Here is a 23,009-nt window from a genome sequence, read left to right on the forward strand (position 1 = left end):
GCACTGCTAGATTGTCTCGAAGTGTCTGAGCGTTCTTCAGCCTATTATGATTATCTTTCAACCTACGGTTATGTCTATGCTGAGCTGGGACAGACAGAAGCTGCTCTAGCTAGCTATCAGCTTTATCTGAATAAGGCTCAGGCAGAGCAGAATCATAGCCATCAGCACCAAGCCTACCATCAGCTAGCCATGGTCTACCGCATGGCAGGGGATTACACGGCTGCTCAAGAGCAGTTGGCGCATGAAGAGCAGCTGATTCGCAGGCATTTTCGTAAAAACCACTTGATTTGGGCGGTTCATCTGTATGAAGTGGGCTATCTGACCTATCTTTTGGGCGACAATGGCAGAGCTGAAACCATCATGCAGAAAAGCCTTGACCATGCTCTTCAGACAGACGATAGCGTTGCTCAGGCTTGTGCCTATCGAGGCTTGGGTGAAATTCTTTCAAATAGAGACTATCTTGAAAAAGCGCATGCGCTCTTCTCCAGTTTAGATGATGCCAGAGGCGCCCAGGATGTCCACGAGCTACTGACTAACCTACCCTCATCAGATGCCTAAGGTTGCCGAGCAGGACTGCTCAGCTATTTCCAAAAAAAATATCACCAATCGGCGTGACGCTGATTAAAAAGGAGTACTATGACAGCAGAAATTGTTGATATTGCGATTATCGGAGGAGGTCCTGTGGGACTCTTTACCGCCTTTTATGCCGGTCTGCGTGGGGCGACGGTCAAGGTTATCGAGAGCCTATCAGAGCTAGGGGGACAGCCTGCCATTCTCTATCCTGAGAAGACCATCTATGATATCCCAGCCTACCCTGAGATTTCTGGAGGTGATTTGACAGCCAAGCTTCTCCAGCAACTGGAACGCTTTACTGACCGCGTGACTTACTGCCTCAAGGAGGAAGTTTTGTCATTCGACAAGACTGGCGACCACTTTACCTTGACGACCAGCAAGGGTCAGCACGAGGCCAAAAGTATCATCATCGCCTGTGGCAATGGTGCTTTCTCACCTCGACCACTCGGACTTGAGGGTGAAGAGCGTTACGCAGACACCAACCTGTTTTACAATGTCCGCCAGTTAGACCAGTTTGCTGGACAAGATGTGGTCATTTGTGGCGGTGGCGATTCAGCAGTGGATTGGGCCTTGGCTTTAGAAACTATCGCCAAATCAGTCACACTTATTCATCGTAGGGAGGCTTTCAGAGCCCACGAACACAGCGTGGAGTTACTCCAGCAGTCAAGCGTCCGTCTGATGACACCCTATGTCCCACTAACCTTAACAGGAGATAACGAACGGGTCAGACAACTGACCATTCAAAAAGTCAAATCAGATGAAACAGTTGATATCCCTCTGGATAGCTTGATTGTCAGCTTTGGCTTTGCGACCTCAAACAAGAACCTCAAACAATGGGGATTGGACAGCAAACGTTCTAGCCTGCTGGTCTCACCGCTCTTAGAGACCAGCCAAGAGGGAATTTACGCCGTTGGGGATGCAGCTAGTTACCCAGGCAAGGTTGATTTGATTGCGACAGGATTTGGCGAGGCACCTCTGGCAGTCAGTCAAGCCCTCAACTACATCTATCCTGACCGAGATAATCGTGCGGTTCACTCGACATCCTTGATTAAGGACTAGGCAGCTAGGTTAATACACAAACATACCCACTTTCTCTCTTAAATTGAGATTTAAGGGGTATTTTTTTCATCTGCTTTAATTTTTTTCAAAAAATGCCTTGACAAAATTAGTCAGAAAATTTATACTGTTTTATATATTGAAATTTCTTGAAAATGAAAGGAAAACAAATGACAAAAGGACAAGAATATGTGAAGCGTGTTTTCGAACAGGTAAAGGCGGATAATGCCCATGAAGCGGAGTTTTTGCAGGCAGTTGAGGAGGTTTTTGACTCTCTTGCTCCTGTTTTTGACAAATACCCTCAATACATTGACGACAACATCTTAGAGCGTTTGGTTGAGCCTGAACGCGTGGTCTCCTTCCGTGTGCCATGGGTTGATGACCAAGGTCAGGTTCAGGTTAACCGTGGCTACCGTGTGCAGTACTCATCAGCCATCGGACCATACAAGGGGGGCTTGCGCTTCCACCCTTCAGTCAACCAGTCGATCATCAAATTCCTAGGCTTTGAACAGATTTTCAAAAACTCTCTAACTGGTCTGCCAATTGGAGGCGGTAAAGGGGGATCTAATTTTGACCCCAAAGGCAAGTCTGACCGTGAAATCTTGACTTTCACTCAGAGCTTTATGACTGAATTACAGCGTCACATCGGTCCAGATGTGGATGTGCCAGCAGGGGACATTGGTGTTGGCGCGAGAGAGATTGGCTACATGTTTGGACAGTACAAACGCCTCAACGGTTACCAAAATGGTGTCTTGACAGGAAAAGGCCTGACCTACGGTGGCTCACTTGGTCGGACAGAGGCTACAGGATATGGGACAGTTTACTTTGCAGAGCAAATGTTGGCATCTATCGGTCAGCATTTTGAAGGAAAAACAGCTATCGTTTCGGGCTCAGGTAATGTCGCCATTTATGCGATTGAGAAATTGTATCAACTAGGTGCTAAACCTATTGCTTGCTCCGACTCCTCTGGTTACATCATTGATGAGAATGGGATTAATCTTGAGACCTTGAAACGCTTAAAAGAAATTGAGCGCGAGCGGATTTCGAAATACCTCGACCATCATCCAGAAGCCCAGTTTGTGCCGACTGGAGAGTCAACAATCTGGACTGTTAAAGCTGACCTGGCCTTCCCATGTGCCACTCAAAATGAGCTCAATGAGGACGATGCCAAGACCTTGATTGCAAACGGCGTCATTGCTGTTGCAGAAGGTGCCAACATGCCGTCAACCCTTGAGGCTGTGACGGCCTTCCAAGAAAATGGCGTGCTCTTTGGACCTGCCAAGGCTGCCAATGCGGGCGGTGTTGCGACATCTGCGCTTGAAATGTCCCAAAATAGCCAGCGTCTTGCTTGGAGTTTTGAGGAAGTCGATGAGAAACTGTATGGCATCATGAAAACCATTTACGAGAATGCTGCCGCTGCTGCTGAGGAATTTGGACAACCAGGTAACTTGGTCGTTGGCGCTAACATCGCTGGATTTCTCAAGGTGGCTGAAGCCATGTCCGCTCAAGGTGTGATTTAAGTCAAAAAAACTGGGTTACCCCAGTTTTTTTGACGCCTATCAGGCTAAGGTCTGAAATTTAGTCTACCCAGCAAAAAATAATCGCATTTTCAGGCATTTTATACTAAAATAGAAGAGATGAAAAAAACAGTCGGTGTGGGTCTTGCCCACAGTAAGATTATTATGATGGGTGAGCATGCAGTGGTCTATGGCTATCCCGCTCTTGCCCTGCCCTTGCCTCGGGTAACAGCTGTTTGTCAGATCACCGCTTGTGATCTGCCCGTAGTCATCGACCCGCTGGATCCGATTGATACAGCACTGTCAGTGGCATTGACGGTTTTAGACATCGCAGAGCCTCGCATTGCTTATGCGGTCAATTCAGCCATCCCAGAGCAACGTGGCATGGGGTCATCAGCAGCGGTGGCGATTGCGGTCATTCGAGCGGTTTTTGACTACTATAATCAACCCTTATCAGATGAACTACTGGAGGATTTGGTCAACAAGGCAGAGCAGGTGGCTCACGGTAACCCATCTGGGCTGGATGCTAAGACTTGCTTGAGCGATATGCCTATTTGTTACCAACGTGGTCAGGGCTTTTCTCCCTGTCCAGTTAGTCTAAAAGCCCATTTGATTATTGCGGATACGGGTGTTTATGGCAATACCAGTCAGGCAGTTCAACAGGTAGCCAAACAAGGTGAGGCTGCCCTGCCCATGCTATCATACCTTGGTGGTCTGGCTCAAAGCTTTTTAGAGCGTCTGCCTGAAAGGCACTTGCCTAGTCTGGGGAAATTGATGACCCAAGCTCACCGCAAACTGGCTGCCTTAGGCGTTTCCTGTCCAGAAGCGGATCAGCTGGTCGAGGCTGCCTTGTCTGCGGGTGCCTTTGGTGCCAAGATGAGCGGTGGCGGTCTCGGGGGCTGTGTCATTGCCCTGACCGATACCTATAAGGCTGCGCAAGCCATTGCCCAAAACCTAAGAGAAAAAGGAGCTGTCAACACGTGGATAGAGAACCTGTAAGCGTGCGGTCTTACGCCAATATCGCTATCGTCAAGTACTGGGGAAAGGCGGACGCAGCAAGCATGCGACCGGCGACCAGCAGCATTTCCCTGACCTTGGAAAATATGTTTACCGAGACGACCCTGTCGGTGTCAGACCGAGACGCCTTTTATATCGACGGCGTCTTACAAGATGAGGCTGAGCAAAGCAAGATGAGTCAGGTCTTGGACTTGTTCCGCAAGGACAAGTCAGTTTTTGTGCGGATTGATACCCACAATAACATGCCGACAGCAGCAGGTTTGTCGTCGAGTTCGTCTGGTCTGTCGGCCTTGGTTAAAACAGCGGCTGACTTTTTTGAGACAGGGCTCAGTCAGTCAGAATTAGCTCAGGTGGCTAAGTTTGCTTCAGGCTCGTCAGCTAGGTCCTTCTTTGGTCCTTTGGCGGCTTGGGACAAGGACACTGGGGAGATTTTCCGCGTGCAGACGGACTTGACACTGGGAATGATTATGCTGGTTTTGAACGACCAAAAAAAACCAATATCCAGCCGTGAAGGCATGAAGCGCTGTGTGGAGACCTCGACCAACTGGGCGGACTGGGTCAAACAGTCTGAAGACGACTATACTGCCATGCTACAGTACCTAGAAGCTAATGATTTTGAGAAGGTCGGTGAATTGACGGAGCGAAATGCTCTGGCCATGCATGCCACCACACGGATGGCTACTCCTGCCTTCTCCTACCTGACCGAAGACAGTTACATCGCCATGGAGCGGGTGCTAGAATTGCGTCAACAAGGCTGGCTCTGCTATTTCACCATGGATGCTGGACCAAATGTCAAGGTTCTCTGCCGCGAGGAGGATTTGGAGGATTTAGCGGCGATTTTCGCTGAGGACTATCGGGTGATTGTCTCGAGGACCAAGTGCCTATGACACGAACAGTTCACACCTGCGGGAAACTCTATTTGGCGGGGGAGTATGCCGTGTTGACGGCGGGTCAACCAGCCTTGCTGGCGCCTATTCCTATTGGCATGACGGCAACCATCGACTGGGCGGAGGCGTTTGCCTTACGGTCTGACCTTTTTGATTATGGGGTGGATTTGACCCCTGATAGCAACTACGCCCTGATTCAGGAGACCATTGCGCTGTTTGAGGCTTATCTGGGGCAGCCTTTGCACCCCTTTGCCCTGACCATTACCAGCCAGATGGCGCGTGATGGTCGCAAGCTCGGTATCGGGTCTTCTGGGGCGGTGGTGCTCTTAGCCCTGCGGGCCATGGCAGAGCTCTATGCCTTAGACTTGTCAGCAGATCAGCTCTTCCGTTTGGCAGCAGCTGTCCTGCTCAAGCGTGGAGACAATGGGTCGCTGGGCGACTTGGCCTGTATCGCCTATGGGGACTGGGTTTATTACCAGTCCTTTGACCGCCAGCAGGTTGCAGACTGGCTGACCCATCAGCCTTTGGCAGAGGTGTTATCAGCCGACTGGGGCTATGTCATCAAACCGATGAATTTAGCGTTAACAGTGGACTTTCTGGTCGGTTGGACAGGTCAACCTGCCATTTCTAGCGACTTGGTCAATCAGGTCAAATCCGCCATCACGCCTGACTTCTTAGCAGCTAGTCGATCGACAGTTGACGGTCTTTATCAGGCACTGACAGCAGGGGATAAGATAGGGGTGATGACCCTACTTGCTCAAGCGGGTCAACTCCTGAGCGCTTTGCACCCAGCCATTGTGACGCCAGCTCTTGAGCGTTTGTGTCAAGCGACAACTGGTTTGTCCGCCGTTGCTAAGTCCAGCGGAGCAGGGGGTGGTGATTGTGGGATTGCCCTTGTGTTTGATGAGACGGACAGCCAGACCCTGATTGACCGCTGGGAAGAGCAGGGCATTCAGTTGATTTATAAGGAGAGGTTTGATGAGTGAGTTGACATTAGTGGTACCATCGGCAGCTTATGGTGAGCAGATTTTGACTTATCGGGCGGCTTTTGCCCAATCGGGAGAACACCTCTACGGTGGGGCACGACTGGAAAACCTGTCAGACCTAACAGAATGGTTACAGTACGTCGCTGCCATCACAAGCCCAGCAGGTGTTGAGCAAGGCCGTGTCCCTTCGTCCACCTTTTTATGCCTCCGTCAATCAGACCAGAAAATGGTCGGCATTTGCAATATCAGACACTCTCTAGACCAGTCTTTTCTGGTTAACTTTGCTGGGCATATTGGCTATTCGATTCACCCAGAGGAACGACGACAAGGTTACGCCAAGGAGCAGTTGCGACTGGCTCTGCTTGAGGCTGGTCAGCTAGGGCTTGACCGCGTCTTGGTCACCTGTGATGAGGCCAATCTGGGGTCTGAAAAGACCATTTTGGCCTGTGGTGGGCAGTATGAGAGCACCTATCAGGACCCTGATGATGGCAGTCGTACAAAACGTTTTTGGATTGAGGTACCCCATGAGTAATCGTAAAGATGATCACATCAGGCATGCGCTAGCTTATCAGTCGCCCTATAACAGCTTTGATGAGCTGGAACTGATTCACTGCTCCCTGCCTGATGTCGACTTGGCAGACATTGACCTGACGACCCAGTTCGCTGGGCGCAACTGGGAAGTTCCCTTTTACATCAACGCCATGACTGGAGGGAGTGAGCGGGCTAAGGCGATCAACCTGAAACTCGCAGAGTTGGCGGAGCGCTGTGGGCTTCTTTTGGTGACGGGCTCTTACAGCGCTGCCCTTAAAAACCCTAGCGACGACAGTTTTCCGACCAAAAGTATCCATCCAGCTCTGCTATTGGCCACCAACATCGGCATCGACAAGCCCTACGCCTTGGCGCATCAAGCTGTCGAGGCGGTTGAGCCCCTCTTTCTTCAGGTGCATGTCAACCTGATGCAAGAGCTGCTTATGCCTGAGGGGGAGCGGGCTTTCGCCCAATGGCCGAGCAACCTAGCGGCTGTTGTTCAGAAGCTACCGGTGCCTGTCGTCCTTAAGGAGGTCGGTTTTGGCATGGATCGACAAACGGTGCTGCGCGCTAGGGATATGGGCGTCAAGACCTTCGACATTTCAGGCCGTGGGGGGACAAGTTTTGCCTATATTGAGAACCAGCGTGGTGGGCATCGTGCCTATCTGGACGACTGGGGGCAGAGTACGGTGCAGACCCTGCTCAATCTGCAAGATTTGACCGATGAGGTGGAGATTTTGGCATCTGGTGGGGTCAGACATCCGCTGGATATGGTCAAGTGCCTGGTCTTGGGAGCTAAGGCGGTCGGTCTATCTCGAACCGTCTTGGAGCTGATTGAGACCCAGCCGCTTGAAGAGGTCATCGCAATCGTCGAGGGTTGGAAGGATGATTTACGCCTGATTATGTGCGCGCTGAATTGTCCAACTGTCGCTGACCTCAAGACCGTTGACTACATCTGCCACGGTCGTTTGAAGAATACTTATCAGAAAAGAGAGAAAAGATGAAAGAAGCAGTCATCGTTGCTGCCGTTCGGACGGCCATCGGTAGTTTTGGCGGTAGCCTCAAGGACTTGTCAGCTGTTGATCTAGGCGTCGCCGTGGTCAAAGGTGCCTTGGACAAGATTGGTCTAGCACCTGAAACCGTTGACGAAGTGATTTTGGGCAATGTTCTGGGGGCTGGTCTGGGACAAAATGTCGCCAGACAAGTCGCTCTGAAGGCAGGTTTGCCAGTGACCAGCTCTGCTATGACCATCAATAAGGTTTGCGGTTCAGGTCTAAAGGCCGTGCAGCTGGCGGCTCAGGCGGTTCGTCTGGGAGATGCTGACATCGTTATCGCTGGCGGTACAGAAAGCATGAGCCAAGCGCCTCACATCCTCCCCAATCAGCGGTGGGGAAGCCGTCTGGGGCATATCCAGATGGTTGATACCTTGCTCAAGGACGGTCTGACCGATGCCTTTGACCAAACCCATATGGGCATCACCGCAGAAAACGTAGCAGACCAATACCAGATTAGCCGCGAGACTCAGGACGCTTTTGCGCTCCGCTCTCAGGAGAAGGCGCTGGCTGCCATTGCAGCTGGTCGTTTCAAGGATGAAATTGTTCCCCTCACTATCCCTCAACGTCGTGGTGAACCGATAATTTTTGATCAGGATGAGCACCCACGTGCTAACCTCACTATGGAGAGACTGAGCCAGCTCCGTCCAGCCTACAAACCCGACGGTACGGTTACAGCCGGCAATGCTTCTGGAATCAACGATGGAGCGGCTGTTGTCGTTGTTATGAGTCGTGACAAGGCAGAGGAGCTGAGCTTGCCTATCCTAGCCAGTATTGCCGCCTATGCCAATGCTGGGCTGGAGCCCAAAATCATGGGCTGTGGTCCCATTGTTGCCAGCCAAAAAGTCTTGGACAAGGCAGGCTGGACAGTAGCCGATTTAGACTTGGTAGAGGGCAATGAAGCCTTTGCCGCCCAAGCCTGCGCGGTCAACCAAGCACTTGGCATCAACCCAGACATTGTCAATGTCAACGGCGGTGCCATCGCCCTTGGTCACCCTATCGGGGCATCTGGTGCACGGGTACTGGTCACCCTTTTGCATGAGATGGAGAAACGTGATGCCAAACGTGGGCTTGCCACCCTTTGTATCGGCGGTGGCATGGGAACAGCGCTTCTAGTTGAGCGATAAGCAAAACCACTAATAAAATTAAAAACTCATCAAGCGATTCTATTAGTATCCCGTTTGATGAGTTTTTTTCTACTTTTTGAGCTCTATTAAGCATTGCTAAATGTCAGACGATTGACATTGATTGAATGAAGAGTATGTGACAGAGGAGTGCATCTATTCAGCAGATGATGACATGTAACCAGTTAAACCACTACTGAGCAAGAAGTCTTGTCTTAGGTAAGTATAATTAGAGGATAGCCACTCTATCTTGTCACCGTTACTTGTCAAGGTATTAAAAATATGAAAAAAACTAGACAATCGCCTAGCATTTACAAACTTCTTCATCGGGAAGACAGGATTCGAACCTGCGACATCTTGGTCCCAAACCAAGCACTCTACCAAGCTGAGCTACTTCCCGAAAATGCACCCTAGAGGAGTCGAACCTCTAACCGCCTGATTCGTAGTCAGGTACTCTATCCAATTGAGCTAAGGGTGCTTATCAAAATGCTGAGGACCGGAATCGAACCGGTACGGGGTTGCCCCCGCAGGATTTTAAGTCCTGTGCGTCTGCCAGTTCCGCCACCCCAGCCTCATACAAAGAAAGCGAACGACGGGATTCGAACCCGCGACCCCCACCTTGGCAAGGTGGTGTTCTACCACTGAACTACGTTCGCCTAACATAATTTTTAGATGTTTCACCAACTATTATAGTTTAACACATAGGAAATGAGTTGTCAATATTTTTTTGATAAAATTGTAAAATATAGTGCAACAAAAAAACTCATAGTGTTTCTGTCGTGTAAACTGTAAGTAAGCACACCAACAGAACACGAGGAAACCTATGAGCTACTCCCATGAACCATAAAAGAGCGACTAAAGATAGAGACTTACTTGGAATTAGGGTTGAATCCTTGTCAAATTGCGAAAAAACTAGGTGTTCATAGGTCCACCATTTCAAGAGAGATGAAACGGTGTCAAGGCGATTATTCCGCAAATTCAGCACAGGCCCAGTACGACCAAAAGGCTAAGCAAAAGGGGAGAAAATCTTGCTTGACGCCTGAGTTGAAAGCGGAGATTGAGCAGGGCTTGACCGCCTCTTGGTCTCCTGAACAGATTTATGGTCATTATCGGCTGGAAGAAAAGTCAATGGTCACTTTTAAGACCATCTACAACTGGCTCTATGCTGGCTTGATTCACCTAGATTTAAGCGTCTTACGTCGCAAAGGAAAAAGCCGACAACCCAGGAAACACGTGGGAAATTCATGATTGGGACACCAATTTCCAAACGCCCTAAAGGGGTTAAGAATCGCCAGACTTTCGGTCACTGGGAGATAGATACAGTAGTGTCCTCCCGAGGCAAAAGTAAAGGCTGTTTAGCGACCTTTGTGGAGAGGAAAACGCGCTTTTACCTGGCTTTCAAGATGCCAGATAGAACAGCTAAATCCATGTTTTCAGCCACCGAACAACTCCTGACCTTATTTCCCAAAAGAAGCCTTTAAAACTGTTCCCTTTTCAGAATAATGGTGTTACTATTAAAGTAATTTTTGGGGATAAGGCCTACTCTGGGAAGGATAATAGTCAATTTGCCAAGAAAGCAAAAGTGTACTAAGTCGCTAAGCTACATCCAGCTGTTTCAAAAGACTTCCATCAGAAGGAAGATGAGTTTTTCTATAACAAGGATGCAGACTTCTTTGTTTGTCCTGAGAGCATATGGCCATAAGGAAGGCAAAAACAGGGCGACAGGCGGGAACATCTAATCCTCAGGAAACCCACTATTTTGATATTAACCCCTGTCAAACCTACCCTTCAAAAGTGGGCTGTTATAGAGAAGGAGCTAAGTCTAAAACCTACTCGATAACCTATAAAACGATGACCATCTTTTTCAGAAGAGGTTTCAAGAAGCGCCTTATTTCAAAGAAAAGGCTAAGCATCGCTACAAGATAGAAGCCAAAAACGCAGAACTTAAAAACAGACACGGTCTTGATGTGGCTAAGGCATCACAGGCCTTTTCACATGGCGTTACAAGCCGCTACAACCATATTTGTAGTTAATATGAAGAGGATTATAGCTCTAATGAATCAAAAATAGTAAAAAGAAAAGAGAAAGCTACTCAATGATGAAATCACTTCCTCTTTTTTCGTTTAACCAGATTGTAGAATGTTAACTTTTTCAGTGGGCTCCCATAGTGGTCTTCTCTCAATGTTAGATTGGTCAGCCCACTACAGTTGACAAAGATCTACAAAAAGCAACGGATTTGATGCCGTTGCTTTTTTGTTTGAGTCAGGCAGACTGTTGCCTAGACTCAGCAGTCTATGGTTCTTCATCAGCTAATACAGGACAAAGAAACTCAGGCTATCATCTAGCGACGATGACGTTTAAGCCCATAGCCTACTGCTGCTAGAACTATCGTACCAAGAACAATGAACAAAATACCATTTGCTTCTCCTGTGCTAGGTAGAGCCACTCGACGACGAGAAGAACCACCTTTAGGGGTAACATTAGTTGTTGTCACTCCTCCTGATGTTGATACAGTGGTCATGGTTGTACCCTCCGTAGTGGTCGTTGTAGACTCAGTGGTACTTGGAGTTGTGCTCTCCGTCGTGGTCGTTGTAGACTCGGTCGTGCTTGGAGTTGTACTTTCCGTCGTAGTCGTTGTAGACTCGGTCGTGCTTGGAGTTGTACTTTCCGTCGTGGTCGTTGTAGACTCGGTCGTGCTTGGAGTTGTACTTTCCGTCGTGGTCGTTGTAGACTCGGTCATGCTTGGAGTTGTACTTTCCGTCGTGGTCGTTGTAGACTCGGTCGTGCTTGGAGTTGTGCTCTCCGTCGTGGTCGTTGTAGACTCGGTGGTACTTGCAGTTGTACTCTCCGTAGTGGTCGTTGTAGACTCGGTGGTACTTGGAGTTGTACTTTCTGTCGTAGTCGTTGTAGACTCAGTGGTACTTGCAGTTGTACTCTCCGTCGTGGTCGTTGTAGACTCGGTCGTGCTTGGAGTTGTACTTTCTGTCGTAGTCGTTGTAGACTCAGTGGTACTTGAAGTTGTGCTTGCCGTAGTGGTCGTCGTGGTCGTTGTCACATATTCATTGACAAACTGTTTTTCAGCAGGGTAATCAACCACCGCTACCAGCTGACCTTGACCATTATCTGTTACAGTAATGGTAATCGTAAGTTCTTTAGAGTCATAAGTAATTTCTGAATCAGTACCTTTAACTTCTTTTACCTTATAGGTGTACTTGCCNACCTTGTCAAAAGTCAACTCTCCAAAGGTAACATTTCCATCACCATCATTGGTTACGGTCTCAATCTCTTTACCAGACTCATCTGTCAGCGTAAAGGAGAACTCGTCTGCCATCAACTCACGTCCGGTCAATGACTTCGCTACTTGAATAGTTGCTTTNGCTGGTGNTGNNGTGTAGCTGTTGTTGAAGGTATTATCGNNGTTCTTATAAGTAATCTGTTCAACTTTTAATTGACCTTGACCATCATCAACCACTTTTACTGTGGCCTCGATTGTCTTTTCATCATAGGTTACACCAGCAACTTCACCTTTATTTTCCTTAATCGTGTAAGTAAATTCACCTGGAGTAACATAAGTTAAGGTAGAGAAGGCAACCACACCTGTATCAGTATTTTTTACCGTCTCAAGGTCTTCACCATCAGCATTGGTGAGGGTAAAGGAGAACTCATCTGCCTTCAACTCACGTCCAGTCAATACTTTAGTCACACTAAGTTGTGCAGTCGTTGATTTAGCTTGGTATTTGTTCTTGAACGTATAGACAGCCGCATTTTCGTCTGGCTCATTTGGTGTGGTAACCTGAGCTTTTAGCTGATTGCCTTCTTTGGTCACTTCAATAGTAACTGCTACTTTAGTTTCGTCATAAACAATACCTGGAAGGTNNCCTTTAACTTCAGCAAGTTCAAACTCAAATTTGCCTTCTTTGTCAAAGGTAAGCTCTTCAAAGCTTACTGAACCATCAGCAGCATTTTGAGCAGAGTAAACCCTATTGGTCGCTTTATCTGTTAACGTAAATGAAAACTGATTGGCAACCAAGGCTTTACCGTCTAAAGACTTATGAGCTTTTACAACTATCCTTGCAGGTGCTGGTTTATTGTAGATATTCTTAAAGGTCAGTGGTTGGCTGCCCTCGTACTCCACTTCAGCAACGAGTCCCTTGTCAGTTGCAATTACTTTAACAGTTGCTGTTTTCTCTGTCTTATCGTAAGTAATATCAGAAGCCTCCCCTGACTTCTCACGAACTTTGTAAACAAATGACCCTTCTTTTTTGAACGTTTGTTGTTCAAACGTCACAAGGCCACTAGCATCATTTTTAGCAGTTGAGACAACTTTACCAGCTGCATCAACAAGCTCAAATGTAAACTCCTCGTTAGCTAAATCGCGATTTTCTAACGTTTTCCGAGCTGTGATTGTTGCAGAAACTGGTGTACGATAGTTATCCCAATATTTCGTAATACCTTCTTTTGCATTGGGTTCAATGGTAAACTCAAATGGCTCTTTTGACATATCATAGCCAGGAAGTGTAGCTGTTTCTCGGATAATATAGGTATGACCGACCGTTAAGCCACCAAATCGCAAGTAGCCGTTGTTGCCTGTCGCATCATTTTTAGCAGTTGTCCCAGAATGCAAAACTTCATTAGTTGCCTTATCAACAATCTCAAAGGTTACACCATTCAAGCCACGGTGAGTAATCCCATCACGTTTATAAATCGTAACCTCATCCACACGACCTTTCATCGTAATTGTCCCTTGAACCGTACTTTCACGACTCTGTGAAGCTGTTTCATTCTCACGGTTAGTAAACGGTTTTACTAGAAGCCCCTCTTCTGTCGCTTGAACACCATTTGTCAGGATAGTTCCGTCATTAGTGGTTGTTGTATCGTATAAGAAATAGTATCCTTCTCCATCGAGCTTACCAAAGTTTACTGTAAAGCTGGTGTAGCTATCATTAAATTTTACTAAATCTGCAATTTCACCTTTTGATAGCTCTTTTGTATTTTTTATATCAATACCTGATGCCGTCCAGCGCCCCTTAGGTACTTGATAAACTCTAAAAGATTCCGGAATAAATTGAAAACCATCTGATTGGAGAGTGTCTGTCAAAACAAATGAATTATAAGATTTACCATTCTCATTGATACGGAGGTACCAATAATGAACAGAATTCCCAGAACGTCCCAGTGCTTCCGAGGTCCAATCTTTCTTTGCTGTCAGACCTGCCATCTTGCGGTAATTGAAGACCGTGCCGTCGTATTCCTGCTTTGGAATAGCGGGGAGGACTTTTATGCTGACCATATTCGTTGCATCAAACCCTTGGAGAGGAACCGTTCTTTCCGTTTCACTGTTAAAAGTAAACTTACCCGAAAAATTTCCTTTAACCCCTTGGACAGAAGTGTATTGTTTTTTCTTCATCCATTCGTCAAGGTTTTTCAACGTCAATTTAACCTGTCCACCTTTATCTGTACCATTTGATGTAATCGCAACGTCAGCAACAGCGATACCGTCAAAGAAAAACTCTTCCGTTTTTCCGATAACATCAAATGGCTCAGGTAAGTCAAAGGTGAAGTAATCACCGTTTGCTAAATTATTATCATAGGCAGTCAAATCAAATTCAGTAAAGAATTCATAGACACCATTCACACGCAAAGCTTGGAGATTGATTTCTTCACGAGCTTCATTTTGAAGCTTTGTTTTAAAAGTGACATTTGTCAACTCTTTAGCTTCTACTGTTTGACTCGTTATAAATAAACTACCAAACAAGAATATCACAGAGGCAAATGCTAGCATTATCCTCTGCAAAAAGTGATTATGTTTCATAATCTGTTTCCTTTCTATGTCCTAAATTATTTGAAACCGATACCATAATCTGAAAGCGCTTAAACTTTAGGTTACTATATTGAGTGTCAAATGATTAATACAGACACTGTTATTATAACCCCCCCCCCCCGAAAAATCAAGTATTTATGTGCTTTTTTTGCTTTTTTTTAAATCTCAAAACAACTAAACAAAAAGCAACATTCTCATTTCAAAATAGATTAAATCGCTAAGTAGCGACCTAGGACGACTCCTCCTACTCCAAGGACATAAGTTAGAATAAGGTAAACAGACCATTCTCTTGGCTTTGTTCTGCGATCAAGCAGCTCCAAGTTGAAAGTCGAGTAAGTACCCAAACCACCTAAGAAAAAGATTAACCACGACTGCAAGTTTGGACTGAACATCGTCGACTGCGAAAGGTACCCAATCGTAACTGCCACTAGAAGATTAGCGCTTAGCGTTCCTAGTGGTAACTGACAGTAAGCGTTGAGCGGTCTGAGTGCATAGCGCAAGAGAGCCCCACAACCGCAGAGTATCATCACTATCATCATCTACTATCCCTCCTCTCTCTTTAGAGCTCGGCTATTTGCCAATAAAGCCACTAAATAACCGCCAAGAATATGGCAAACCATCAAGCCAATTAGTCGCCACCAATCGCCTTGCTCAAGAGCAGTGGCCAAGGCCATAAAAATCGGCGCAATAGTGCTCAATCCTCCAAAAAAGCCCACACTTAATCCTACTTTTAGCGACGGACTAATACTTTTGGAGTGAAAGAGGTGATGTGTCGAATAAACCAGGCCATAAACAGCTCCATAATTACAGCCCAGCAGCCCAATATCTCCGAATTGCAGGACTACCAACTGGCGTAAAAGCCCACCTAATCCTGCAAAGAAGAAGATAAGGCTTACTTTTTTCACCTGTTCTACCATTACTCCTCCTAACAAATAAGGCAGGATTTTATCCATGCCTTACTGATATGTTCAACATTATTTAAACCAGCTTAGAGACCAGCTGCTCTGCAAAATTCTCAAGGGCTTTGATGTCATCATCCTCAGCTGCTAAATCAACTTTAACAGATGCTGCACCTTTTGTTGCGCCACTTTTTTCAAACGCGGCCTCAAAGTCGTCAACAGCCTTGCAGAAAAAATCATAAAAGGTATCACCAGAACCGACAACACCATAAATTTTCCCTGTCAGGTCCAGTTCTTGTAAATCTTCGTAAAAGTCTACGATTTCGTCAGGTAAATCACCATCGCCATAGGTATAGGTGGCAACAATCGCAATATCTGCCTCCTCAAAATCACTGGCATCTACGCTGGTGCATTCCTCAAGTTCAACGGTATGTCCTAACTGGGTCAACTTGTCAGCCACGATATCGGCAATTTCTTCAGTGTTACCAGTCATGCTAGCGTAAACAATCTTAGCTAAAGCCATAATGTCCTCCTATTTTGACCTTATTATACCACATCAGGGGTCTCTAGGCTAGCCCAAAACGTCTTTTTACATAGTAGTGAAAAATAAACAAGTCCTAATCAGTGTCCTCAGCCATGTGGCTATTATCAAGAACCATCAACGTTTGAAAAAAAAAGACTTTTATGCTATGCTAAGGCAAACTAGCATAGAAAAGAGATAACGATGACTGCTCCTTTCCTTTCAATCTTACAAGCGATTCAAGCTTATGATACCATCATCATCCACCGCCACCAAAAGCCAGACCCTGATGCTATCGGGTCTCAGGTTGGGCTGGCAGAACTTATCCGCCATAACTTTCCAGATAAACGTGTGTTAACCACAGGCTATGAGGAGCCAACCTTATCTTGGTTAGCAGCAATGGATAGCGTCTCAGATAAGGATTATACTGGCAGCCTGGTTATCGTGACGGATACCGCCAATAAAGCGAGAATTGATGATGAGCGCTATAACAATGGCGATTGCCTGATTAAAATCGACCATCACCCCAACGATGAACCTTATGGAGAGATCGTTTGGGTTGATACGATAGCTTCCTCTTGTAGCGAGATGATTGCTGAGATGGCTATTGAACTAGGATGGACGATGACCACTAAAATCGCTCGCCTGCTCTATGCAGGTATTGTCGGCGATACTGGGCGTTTTCTCTACCCAGCCACCAGCTCAAAGACCTTCCGTATCGCTAGCTATTTGCTTGACACCGGCATTGATGCTGCCCTCATCACTCGACAACTGGACACCCTCTCGCCCAAGCTCGCTCGCCTGATGGGCTACATTCTGGAGCACCTACAGGTGGACCATAGCGGAGCGGCTCGCATTGTACTGTCTTCAAAAATTTTGCAAGGCTTTGACATCAGACCTGAGGAAGTCAGCCTCGTTGTTGGACTACCAGGAAAAATTGACAGTGTCGACCGCTGGATGATTTGTACGGAACAAGCAGATGGTAGCTATCGGGTCAACCTTCGCAGTAAAACCCTGACCATCAATGGCATCGCCAAGGAACACCACGGTGGTGGACATCCCCTAGCCAGCGGTGCCAAAGCCTATTCACCAGAGGAAATCGCTGCCATCTGGGCAAAATTAAAAGACCTCCGTTAATCGTTGCAGTTATTTATCGACAGATTAACATGGGTTACTCAGCCAAGGTGGTTTCGTTGATGTTAGCCTGTTGCCTACACCACTAGGACTTTTATCCTTAGTTAATGAAAACGAACTATTCTATAAAACGATGAACAGGACAAAGCACAGTTTTCCCAGTCTAAAAAGTGCGAAATAAGCGGTGACCAAGTTCACTCTACAGTACCTGGCACTGCTTGTCTCATGGCTGAACAACTACCGTCCTCAATACGGAGAAAACAAGATGATTAAACGTTTGGAGAAACCTGAAAGCACTGCTCACTTGTTTAACGGGTGGGAACAAGTGCTTCTAACTGCTTGCTTAACTGGTCAGATGGGTGATGTCTGGGGTGACCAGTCAGACAATCCCCAATCTGTTTTGGCACGAATCGGGCAATTTGGTGCCTTTGGATTTTTGGCAGGAGAGCCACTGCTCGATCTGGTTGAACACTGTCATGGTCAAGACATCATTCTAGTACCGACTACTGATGCATGGGCAAACCTGATTGAACATCATTACGGAGAGAAAGCACACGGCTTTACCCGATATGCCATGATTGCGAATCTGTTTGATCAAGCTAGGTTAAGAATTTTGGCAGATGGCCTACCTGATGGCTATCGTTTAGAGTATCTCAATGATTTGGCTTATGACCAGTGTTTAAGAGAACCGTGGTCGCGTGACTTGGTCGGAAACTTTCCGACAGCAACTGCTTATGCCAAAGATGGATTAGGCGTGGTCATCTGGTTTGGTGACGCTGTCGTAGCAGGAGCTTCCTCTTATGCTCGAGTAGACGACGCTATCGAAATCGACATCAGCACCCATCCAGACCATCGCTTAAAGGGACTAGCAACGGTGGTTGCTGCACGTCTCATCCTGAGATGCTTAGAGCAAGGTCTCTCTCCGTCATGGGACGCCCATACGCTCATTTCTCGCCAATTAGCTGAAAAGCTGGGCTATGGCTTAAATTACCCTTATCAAGCTTATGAGATTTCTTGGGAAATTTAAGATAAAGTTCTTGCCAAGCTCTGCTATTTTTGGTAAAATGTAATGGTTAATAACTATGGCTCACAAAGGGCTATGGCAGAAAGGATTTTTTTACGATGAGAAAAGACATTCATCCAGACTACCGTCCAGTTGTTTTCCTTGACACAACAACTGGTTACCAATTCCTTAGTGGTTCAACGAAGCCATCTAAAGAAACTGTTGAGTTCGAAGGCGAAACTTACCCACTGATTCGTGTGGAAATTTCATCTGACTCACACCCATTCTACACTGGACGTCAAAAGTTCACTCAAGCAGATGGACGTGTGGATCGTTTCAACAAAAAATACGGTCTCAAATAAGAACCCCTATTTCTCAGTGGAAATCACTGAGAACAAGCCTTTTCCGAGAATATCGGAAGAGGCTTTTTATGTGCGGCAACCATTTAGGCGCACTAAAAAAGTGGCTAGACATCCAGCCACCTGACTAGTTAAGAGTGCTTCAAGGGACGAGCTAGTAGATAAACACCGGCGAGTAAGCACAGTACAGCATAAATGAGCACAATCGTTTGAGTATTTGGGAAAATTTGTTCCAAAAAAGCTGGCAAAATCGACGAACTTGCTCCACCAAGATTACAGCCTACCAAAACAACCGTCATCTTTTTATTCAATAGACGAGCTGAAACACCTTCCGAGGCTTGATTGAACACGATAGTGAGAACAGTGCTGTAACAAAAACCAGACAAGATGGCGCCCGTTCCAAGCACTAAAAGACTACTTCCCAAACTAACCAACAACACTAATCCAGCAAAAAGAAGAACTGACAAACCCAGCAACTGGCGACCTAATCGTTGGACCAGAAAGCTAAACGAGAACCCTGCCAAAATTCCCATCAGCATCATAGCACTGATGATTCTGCTCGACTGGGCTGCTGTCCCTAGACCAAGTCCTTCAACAAGTAATGGAATTTTCAGGGTCAGCATGGTATTGATATGAATAACAAAACCCGCTATAAGACCTAAAAAGATGGCTTGTCGCCACTGTGATTTAGGCAAATGAACATCTGCGTCACTATCTTGATGGCGCTGACCGGGCTGTGTTTTTGGCACAAAAGCCAGATACAGCCCCAAAATAAGAAAGGCAACCAGATAAATGGCAAAACTGGCTGTCCAGCCTAAAGGCAAGAAAAGCCCGACCAATGCAGTCAAACTAGCTGAGCCGAGCACTTCTGCTGCACCTCGAAAGCCGAGCATTTGCAAACGTTCCTGACCATCATAGTGACTACTGATAATATTGATGGCTCGCGCATTGATAAACCCAAGACCGGTTCCAAGAATCAACCGTCCTAAGAAAATCAGCACGTAAGACGTTGTCACCAAAGGTAGACTACCACCGCAAGCTATCAGTACCAATCCCAAACTAATCATGACCGGCTCAGGCAGATAGCCCTCTAGGTAAGGATTAACCAGCAGAGAAACCATGATGGCTAAGGACGTCACGGTAATCAAAAACTCAACCTGAGCACCAGAAATCCCTAACGGCTCAAAAAAAGCAATCATGGCAGGTAAAGCAGGCGACACTGCAAAGGTTGACACCAGCATTACCGACAAGGATAGGATGCTCATTTTTTCAATCAAACGTTTCATAAAACCTCCAAAATAAAACGGACATCTACCGGCTGGTAAGATATCCTTCACTACCAAATCGACTACTTGGTCAAATCAAATCGCTGGCTTAAACGCTCAATCAGCAATGACCCAATTAAAAGCGAAGCCAATTCTCCCAAACCTGTTGTCACCCAAGTCAAGAAAAAGGGAGCTCCAGCAATAATAGCCAATTCTGCTGCAATGGTAAACATGCTAGCTGCAAAAAATAAGGAAAAATAGAAAAATGCCTTATTAAAGAGTCCACCCAAAACGCGCTCATTCTGGTATTTTTTGAACAGCATAACTCCCAGAGCAACGAAAACTAAGGTCGATAAGCCCCCCACAACCACATCAATCAAGCCATAAGTAAACAAGTTGGCAATAACAACACCCGCAGTAACAGCGATGATGTATTTCCGATGGAAAAATGCCAAGAAGTTCATCATCTCTGATATCCGAAACTGGTACGGACCGTAGCTGATGGCATTAAACGGTGGTGTAATGGTCAACACAACATAAATAGCAGCGACAATAGCCATGTGCGTGTAGTCAGTAACTGTCAATTTTTTCATTTCTTTTCTCCTTTAGCGGCTTTCCCGCGTCTAATATGCTCGGCGAAAGGGAAATAAGCACCGAGGGTCCGTAAACGAACGTTTTTATTGTAGCATATTTTTAGTTTTTTTGGTATAGTCTGAGTATGAAAAAATTATTTAATAACGAGATTTTTAGCTACCTCTTCTTTGGTGTCTTGACCACCCTTGTCTACCTCAGCGTCCGCTTTGCTTTATTTGAATTTCTAAAACAAACGGCTTTGCACTCAGCGGTTATTGCTAACATGACTGCTATTATCTTTGCCTTTTTAGTCAACGATACCTTTGTTTTTCGGCAAAATAAGCAGGGCTGGCAAGCACGTTTTGTTAAATTTTTCCTGGCACGACTTGGCACTCTTGCACTCGATGTGATATTGGCCTATCTTTTCATTGATAAATACCCGCAACTGATTGGTCAGTTTGTTCATCATGACCTCGCCATGGTCAATAAAATTGAGAGCGTCATCGCCCAATTCCTGATTGTGGTTGGCAATTATTTCATTAGCAAACTCCTCATTTTTACCAATAAAAAATAATCTAATCCGTCACTCTTCTCGAAAGGAGTAACCATGCCACACACCTTCAAAGGATTCTCCGCTTTTTCCTTGCGCCTCATCGCTATGATAATCATGCTTATTGACCACACAGGTGCGGTCTTTTTCCCACAATTTCTGTGGCTCCGCTACATCGGACGATTAGCCTTTCCCATCTTTGCTTTTTTAATCGTAGAAGGCTACAGCTACACCAAAGATTTCCGCCAGTATCTTTTAAGATTATCTGCCCTCGCGGTCATCTCCGATTTCCCCTTTCATCTCATGTTACAGGGCATCTGGGGCTATACCCCCTTTCAGAATGTTATCTGGACATTTGTTATCAGCCTGATAACCATCTGGCTGGTTGACCAAAGCCGTCAAATCTTGCCAAAATGGGGCGCATTAGCTAGCGGTATCCTGATCACTGCTATCGCTTACAACCTCGCCCAATTTCTCGATACCGATTACCGCGGTCTTGGTGTAATAACTGTTCTCGGATACTACTTATTCCGAGGCACCACATGGTCACACCGCCTCGGTCAACTGTTCACCCTCCTCTTGGTCAATCTAGGACTTGCCAACCTCTCCTACATTGGTGCCAACGGCTGGGAAAACCTCCCCCTGCTCTTTCAACACTTTGGCTTCTCATTCTTGTCGCCTCAACTCTATGCTCCTTTGGCACTTGCCTTTATCTGGCTGTACAATGGCAGAGCTGGCTACAAATCTAAACCTACCCAGATAGCCCAGTATCTCTTCTACCCTATCCACATGCTTATATTGGGAATCCTCGCATTTTATGTTTTCTAAGCGCATGAATATAGAAGGAAATTCCCCAGCTCAATTTGCTCATACTTCTCTTAAGAGATTTTCTGTGTATTAAAACACACACCCTCACCAAACGAGGCTGGAACAAAAGTCCTAACCTTCTCAAGTGATTTTTAATTTTCAAGCAAGGTGCAGTGGCTGAGTGGGCTCTAATTGGCTGATTTTATCAGCTTTCACAGGCCTACTGAGGGAAATGTCTTTCCCAAATTTCCAACCTCAAACAGTCACTTCCCTGACTGTTTGAGCTATGCGGAGGTGGGACGACTTATCGAATTCCGACGAATAACCGATTTTTGTCCCACTCTCTTTTATCTGTTCATCTTTAGAAAGCATCTGACAAGCTTTTCCTGCTAGCTAAAAAGACATCACCTTTCAAAATTGATGTCTTTTTGTCTTTTTTCTTAGTCTGCTAGATATAAGCCTTTTTTGACACTGCTATCTAACAGTTCCAAGGTCATTTGCCAAAGTTCAGGACTCTCTTTTTCAATAAAAGCTTTTTTAGATAAGACTTGGGTTCTACTCAGCTGAGATGGGTTATCGTTGTCTTCAGCAACCCATAGATGATTCATCAAAGGCGCTAGAGCATCCAAACATCTGGCGTATCTTGCCTCAGGAGAAGTCCCTCGTTCAAATTCCAGCCATAAGTTAAATAAATTTTCCGCCTGATGTATCGGTAATAGCTCTAGACTATTTTTAACAGACTGCAATTCGCTCTCATAGCTCAGTTGCTTCAAAACCATGTTTGTGTTCGACATGTTTATCTTTGAAAACAAACCATCCAACTACTGCTTAGACGTCAGATTTCAGAAAAACACCACCTGCAATTCAAAGTCCTTTCTGACCAAGATAATAATCAATATAAACCTGATACTCTTTTTCAATAGCTTCAGGTAAGGCATCATAGGCAAAAAAACGTACATTCAAACTTTCTGTTCTATCTAGCGTCAACTGGCCCGAATAGGCGATTGCTTTGTAAACAGCAGTTATAACGTAGATTTCATCTTGATTGGGCAGTGTAAAATGATAATCGGGACCAGAAAAAGTGTGAAGCAGTTCTAACTCTGAAATCTCTAATCCGGTCTCTTCCTTCACTTCGCGAATAGCCGCCTCTTCTAAAGTTTCTCCTATATCTAACAGACCACCTGGTAACCCCCACTGTCCTGATAAGCGTTGTTGCAATAATAGCTCACCCTTATCATTTTCCAAAATCACATTCGATCCAACTAGCATAAGCAAATCATGACCAATCTTTTGACGGATTTGTTTGAAATATTCCATACTTTGTATCTATTCTCCTTG

The 23,009-nt window shown here is 45.9% G+C and carries 21 protein-coding genes, 4 tRNA genes, 2 pseudogenes and 1 riboswitch; of the genes and pseudogenes, 15 read left to right on the forward strand and 12 right to left on the reverse strand.

Features of this window, described 5'->3' with window-relative positions:
• Positions 1-636: 636 nt before the first annotated feature.
• The 8 genes from A3GW_RS0100650 (at position 637) to A3GW_RS0100685 (ending at position 8,743) form a co-directional block, all read left to right on the forward strand.
• A complete protein-coding gene (locus A3GW_RS0100650; RefSeq protein WP_018367389.1) occupies positions 637-1,632 on the forward strand; it encodes an NAD(P)/FAD-dependent oxidoreductase in 996 nt (331 codons plus the stop codon).
• Between the two features lie 167 nt (positions 1,633-1,799).
• On the forward strand, positions 1,800-3,149 hold the full coding sequence (gdhA, locus tag A3GW_RS0100655; RefSeq protein WP_018367390.1) for an NADP-specific glutamate dehydrogenase: 1,350 nt from the start codon (positions 1,800-1,802) through the stop codon (positions 3,147-3,149).
• 117 nt (positions 3,150-3,266) lie between these two features.
• Positions 3,267-4,145 (forward strand): mevalonate kinase, encoded by an 879-nt coding sequence (gene mvk, locus A3GW_RS0100660; protein WP_018367391.1) that lies wholly within the window; start codon positions 3,267-3,269, stop codon positions 4,143-4,145.
• A complete protein-coding gene (gene mvaD / locus A3GW_RS0100665) occupies positions 4,127-5,050 on the forward strand; it encodes a diphosphomevalonate decarboxylase (protein ID WP_018367392.1) in 924 nt (307 codons plus the stop codon). Before mvk ends, mvaD begins: the two co-directional genes overlap by 19 nt.
• A complete protein-coding gene (locus A3GW_RS0100670; RefSeq protein WP_018367393.1) occupies positions 5,047-6,036 on the forward strand; it encodes a phosphomevalonate kinase in 990 nt (329 codons plus the stop codon). The genes mvaD and A3GW_RS0100670 overlap by 4 nt, the downstream gene beginning before the upstream one ends.
• Positions 6,029-6,568 (forward strand): GNAT family N-acetyltransferase, encoded by a 540-nt coding sequence (locus A3GW_RS0100675; protein ID WP_018367394.1) that lies wholly within the window; start codon positions 6,029-6,031, stop codon positions 6,566-6,568. Before A3GW_RS0100670 ends, A3GW_RS0100675 begins: the two co-directional genes overlap by 8 nt.
• Complete coding sequence (fni, locus tag A3GW_RS0100680; protein WP_018367395.1) at positions 6,561-7,568, forward strand: type 2 isopentenyl-diphosphate Delta-isomerase; 1,008 nt, start codon at positions 6,561-6,563, stop codon at positions 7,566-7,568. Before A3GW_RS0100675 ends, fni begins: the two co-directional genes overlap by 8 nt.
• Positions 7,565-8,743: an acetyl-CoA C-acetyltransferase gene (locus A3GW_RS0100685; RefSeq protein ID WP_018367396.1), complete on the forward strand. Its 1,179-nt coding sequence runs from the start codon at positions 7,565-7,567 to the stop codon at positions 8,741-8,743. The genes fni and A3GW_RS0100685 overlap by 4 nt, the downstream gene beginning before the upstream one ends.
• Positions 8,744-9,066: 323 nt before the next feature.
• On the opposite strand, the gene A3GW_RS0100690 is transcribed toward A3GW_RS0100685, so the two are convergent.
• From A3GW_RS0100690 to A3GW_RS0100705, 4 genes are all read right to left on the reverse strand, one after another.
• Positions 9,067-9,140 (reverse strand) — tRNA-Pro (locus tag A3GW_RS0100690).
• Positions 9,141-9,144: 4 nt separating this feature from the next.
• Positions 9,145-9,218: transfer RNA gene (locus A3GW_RS0100695), tRNA-Arg, on the reverse strand.
• Positions 9,219-9,227: 9 nt separating this feature from the next.
• Positions 9,228-9,311, reverse strand: a tRNA-Leu gene (locus tag A3GW_RS0100700).
• Positions 9,312-9,324: 13 nt separating this feature from the next.
• Positions 9,325-9,396 (reverse strand) — tRNA-Gly (locus tag A3GW_RS0100705).
• A 167-nt stretch (positions 9,397-9,563) separates the two neighbouring features.
• Here A3GW_RS0100705 and A3GW_RS12180 point away from each other — a divergent pair.
• Positions 9,564-10,218: pseudogene (locus A3GW_RS12180) on the forward strand (IS30 family transposase); the annotation flags it as partial.
• Between the two features lie 17 nt (positions 10,219-10,235).
• Positions 10,236-10,810: pseudogene (locus tag A3GW_RS12185) on the forward strand (transposase); the annotation flags it as partial.
• A gap of 271 nt (positions 10,811-11,081) precedes the next feature.
• Here the strand turns inward: A3GW_RS12185 and A3GW_RS0100715 are convergent.
• The 4 genes from A3GW_RS0100715 to A3GW_RS0100730 all read right to left on the reverse strand — a co-directional run bounded on the left by A3GW_RS0100715 (position 11,082) and on the right by A3GW_RS0100730 (position 15,983).
• Positions 11,082-14,552 carry a Spy0128 family protein gene (locus tag A3GW_RS0100715; protein ID WP_018367397.1) on the reverse strand — a complete coding sequence of 1,157 codons (3,471 nt, stop codon included), beginning with the start codon at positions 14,550-14,552 and terminating at the stop codon, positions 11,082-11,084.
• Between the two features lie 218 nt (positions 14,553-14,770).
• Positions 14,771-15,100, reverse strand: a complete 330-nt coding sequence (locus tag A3GW_RS0100720; RefSeq protein ID WP_018367398.1) for a CrcB family protein — start codon at positions 15,098-15,100, stop codon at positions 14,771-14,773.
• 3 nt (positions 15,101-15,103) lie between these two features.
• Entirely contained in the window at positions 15,104-15,478 is a 375-nt protein-coding gene (locus A3GW_RS0100725; protein WP_018367399.1) for a CrcB family protein, read from the reverse strand.
• 61 nt (positions 15,479-15,539) lie between these two features.
• Positions 15,540-15,983 (reverse strand): flavodoxin, encoded by a 444-nt coding sequence (locus tag A3GW_RS0100730; protein ID WP_018367400.1) that lies wholly within the window; start codon positions 15,981-15,983, stop codon positions 15,540-15,542.
• Positions 15,984-16,184: 201 nt separating this feature from the next.
• Between A3GW_RS0100730 and A3GW_RS0100735 the strand changes: the two genes are divergently transcribed.
• The 3 genes from A3GW_RS0100735 to A3GW_RS0100745 all read left to right on the forward strand — a co-directional run bounded on the left by A3GW_RS0100735 (position 16,185) and on the right by A3GW_RS0100745 (position 18,479).
• Positions 16,185-17,117, forward strand: coding sequence for a DHH family phosphoesterase (locus A3GW_RS0100735; protein WP_018367401.1), 933 nt, complete (start codon positions 16,185-16,187; stop codon positions 17,115-17,117).
• Positions 17,118-17,379: 262 nt separating this feature from the next.
• Positions 17,380-18,141, forward strand: coding sequence for a GNAT family N-acetyltransferase (locus A3GW_RS0100740; RefSeq protein WP_018367402.1), 762 nt, complete (start codon positions 17,380-17,382; stop codon positions 18,139-18,141).
• A gap of 95 nt (positions 18,142-18,236) precedes the next feature.
• Complete coding sequence (locus A3GW_RS0100745) at positions 18,237-18,479, forward strand: type B 50S ribosomal protein L31 (RefSeq protein WP_018367403.1); 243 nt, start codon at positions 18,237-18,239, stop codon at positions 18,477-18,479.
• A gap of 128 nt (positions 18,480-18,607) precedes the next feature.
• Here the strand turns inward: A3GW_RS0100745 and A3GW_RS0100750 are convergent, their stop codons facing one another.
• Positions 18,608-19,762 carry an MFS transporter gene (locus A3GW_RS0100750; protein WP_018367404.1) on the reverse strand — a complete coding sequence of 385 codons (1,155 nt, stop codon included), beginning with the start codon at positions 19,760-19,762 and terminating at the stop codon, positions 18,608-18,610.
• Positions 19,763-19,824: 62 nt separating this feature from the next.
• A complete protein-coding gene (locus A3GW_RS0100755) occupies positions 19,825-20,334 on the reverse strand; it encodes a QueT transporter family protein (RefSeq protein WP_018367405.1) in 510 nt (169 codons plus the stop codon).
• Positions 20,332-20,431: riboswitch (PreQ1 riboswitch) on the reverse strand. It overlaps the preceding gene by 3 nt.
• Before the next feature lie 28 nt (positions 20,432-20,459).
• On the opposite strand from A3GW_RS0100755, the gene A3GW_RS0100760 reads away from it, so the two are divergent.
• Both A3GW_RS0100760 and A3GW_RS0100765 read left to right on the forward strand, forming a co-directional pair.
• Positions 20,460-20,888 carry a GtrA family protein gene (locus A3GW_RS0100760; protein WP_018367406.1) on the forward strand — a complete coding sequence of 143 codons (429 nt, stop codon included), beginning with the start codon at positions 20,460-20,462 and terminating at the stop codon, positions 20,886-20,888.
• A gap of 33 nt (positions 20,889-20,921) precedes the next feature.
• On the forward strand, positions 20,922-21,692 hold the full coding sequence (locus A3GW_RS0100765; protein WP_018367407.1) for a TraX family protein: 771 nt from the start codon (positions 20,922-20,924) through the stop codon (positions 21,690-21,692).
• A gap of 419 nt (positions 21,693-22,111) precedes the next feature.
• Here the strand turns inward: A3GW_RS0100765 and A3GW_RS10565 are convergent, their stop codons facing one another.
• Both A3GW_RS10565 and A3GW_RS0100775 read right to left on the reverse strand, forming a co-directional pair.
• Positions 22,112-22,465, reverse strand: a complete 354-nt coding sequence (locus A3GW_RS10565; RefSeq protein WP_018367408.1) for an HD domain-containing protein — start codon at positions 22,463-22,465, stop codon at positions 22,112-22,114.
• A 70-nt stretch (positions 22,466-22,535) separates the two neighbouring features.
• Complete coding sequence (locus A3GW_RS0100775) at positions 22,536-22,988, reverse strand: NUDIX hydrolase (RefSeq protein ID WP_018367409.1); 453 nt, start codon at positions 22,986-22,988, stop codon at positions 22,536-22,538.
• Positions 22,989-23,009 lie beyond the last annotated feature (21 nt).

The sequence above is a fragment of the Streptococcus entericus DSM 14446 genome, assembly GCF_000380025.1.
GTDB classification, from domain to species: domain Bacteria; phylum Bacillota; class Bacilli; order Lactobacillales; family Streptococcaceae; genus Streptococcus; species Streptococcus entericus.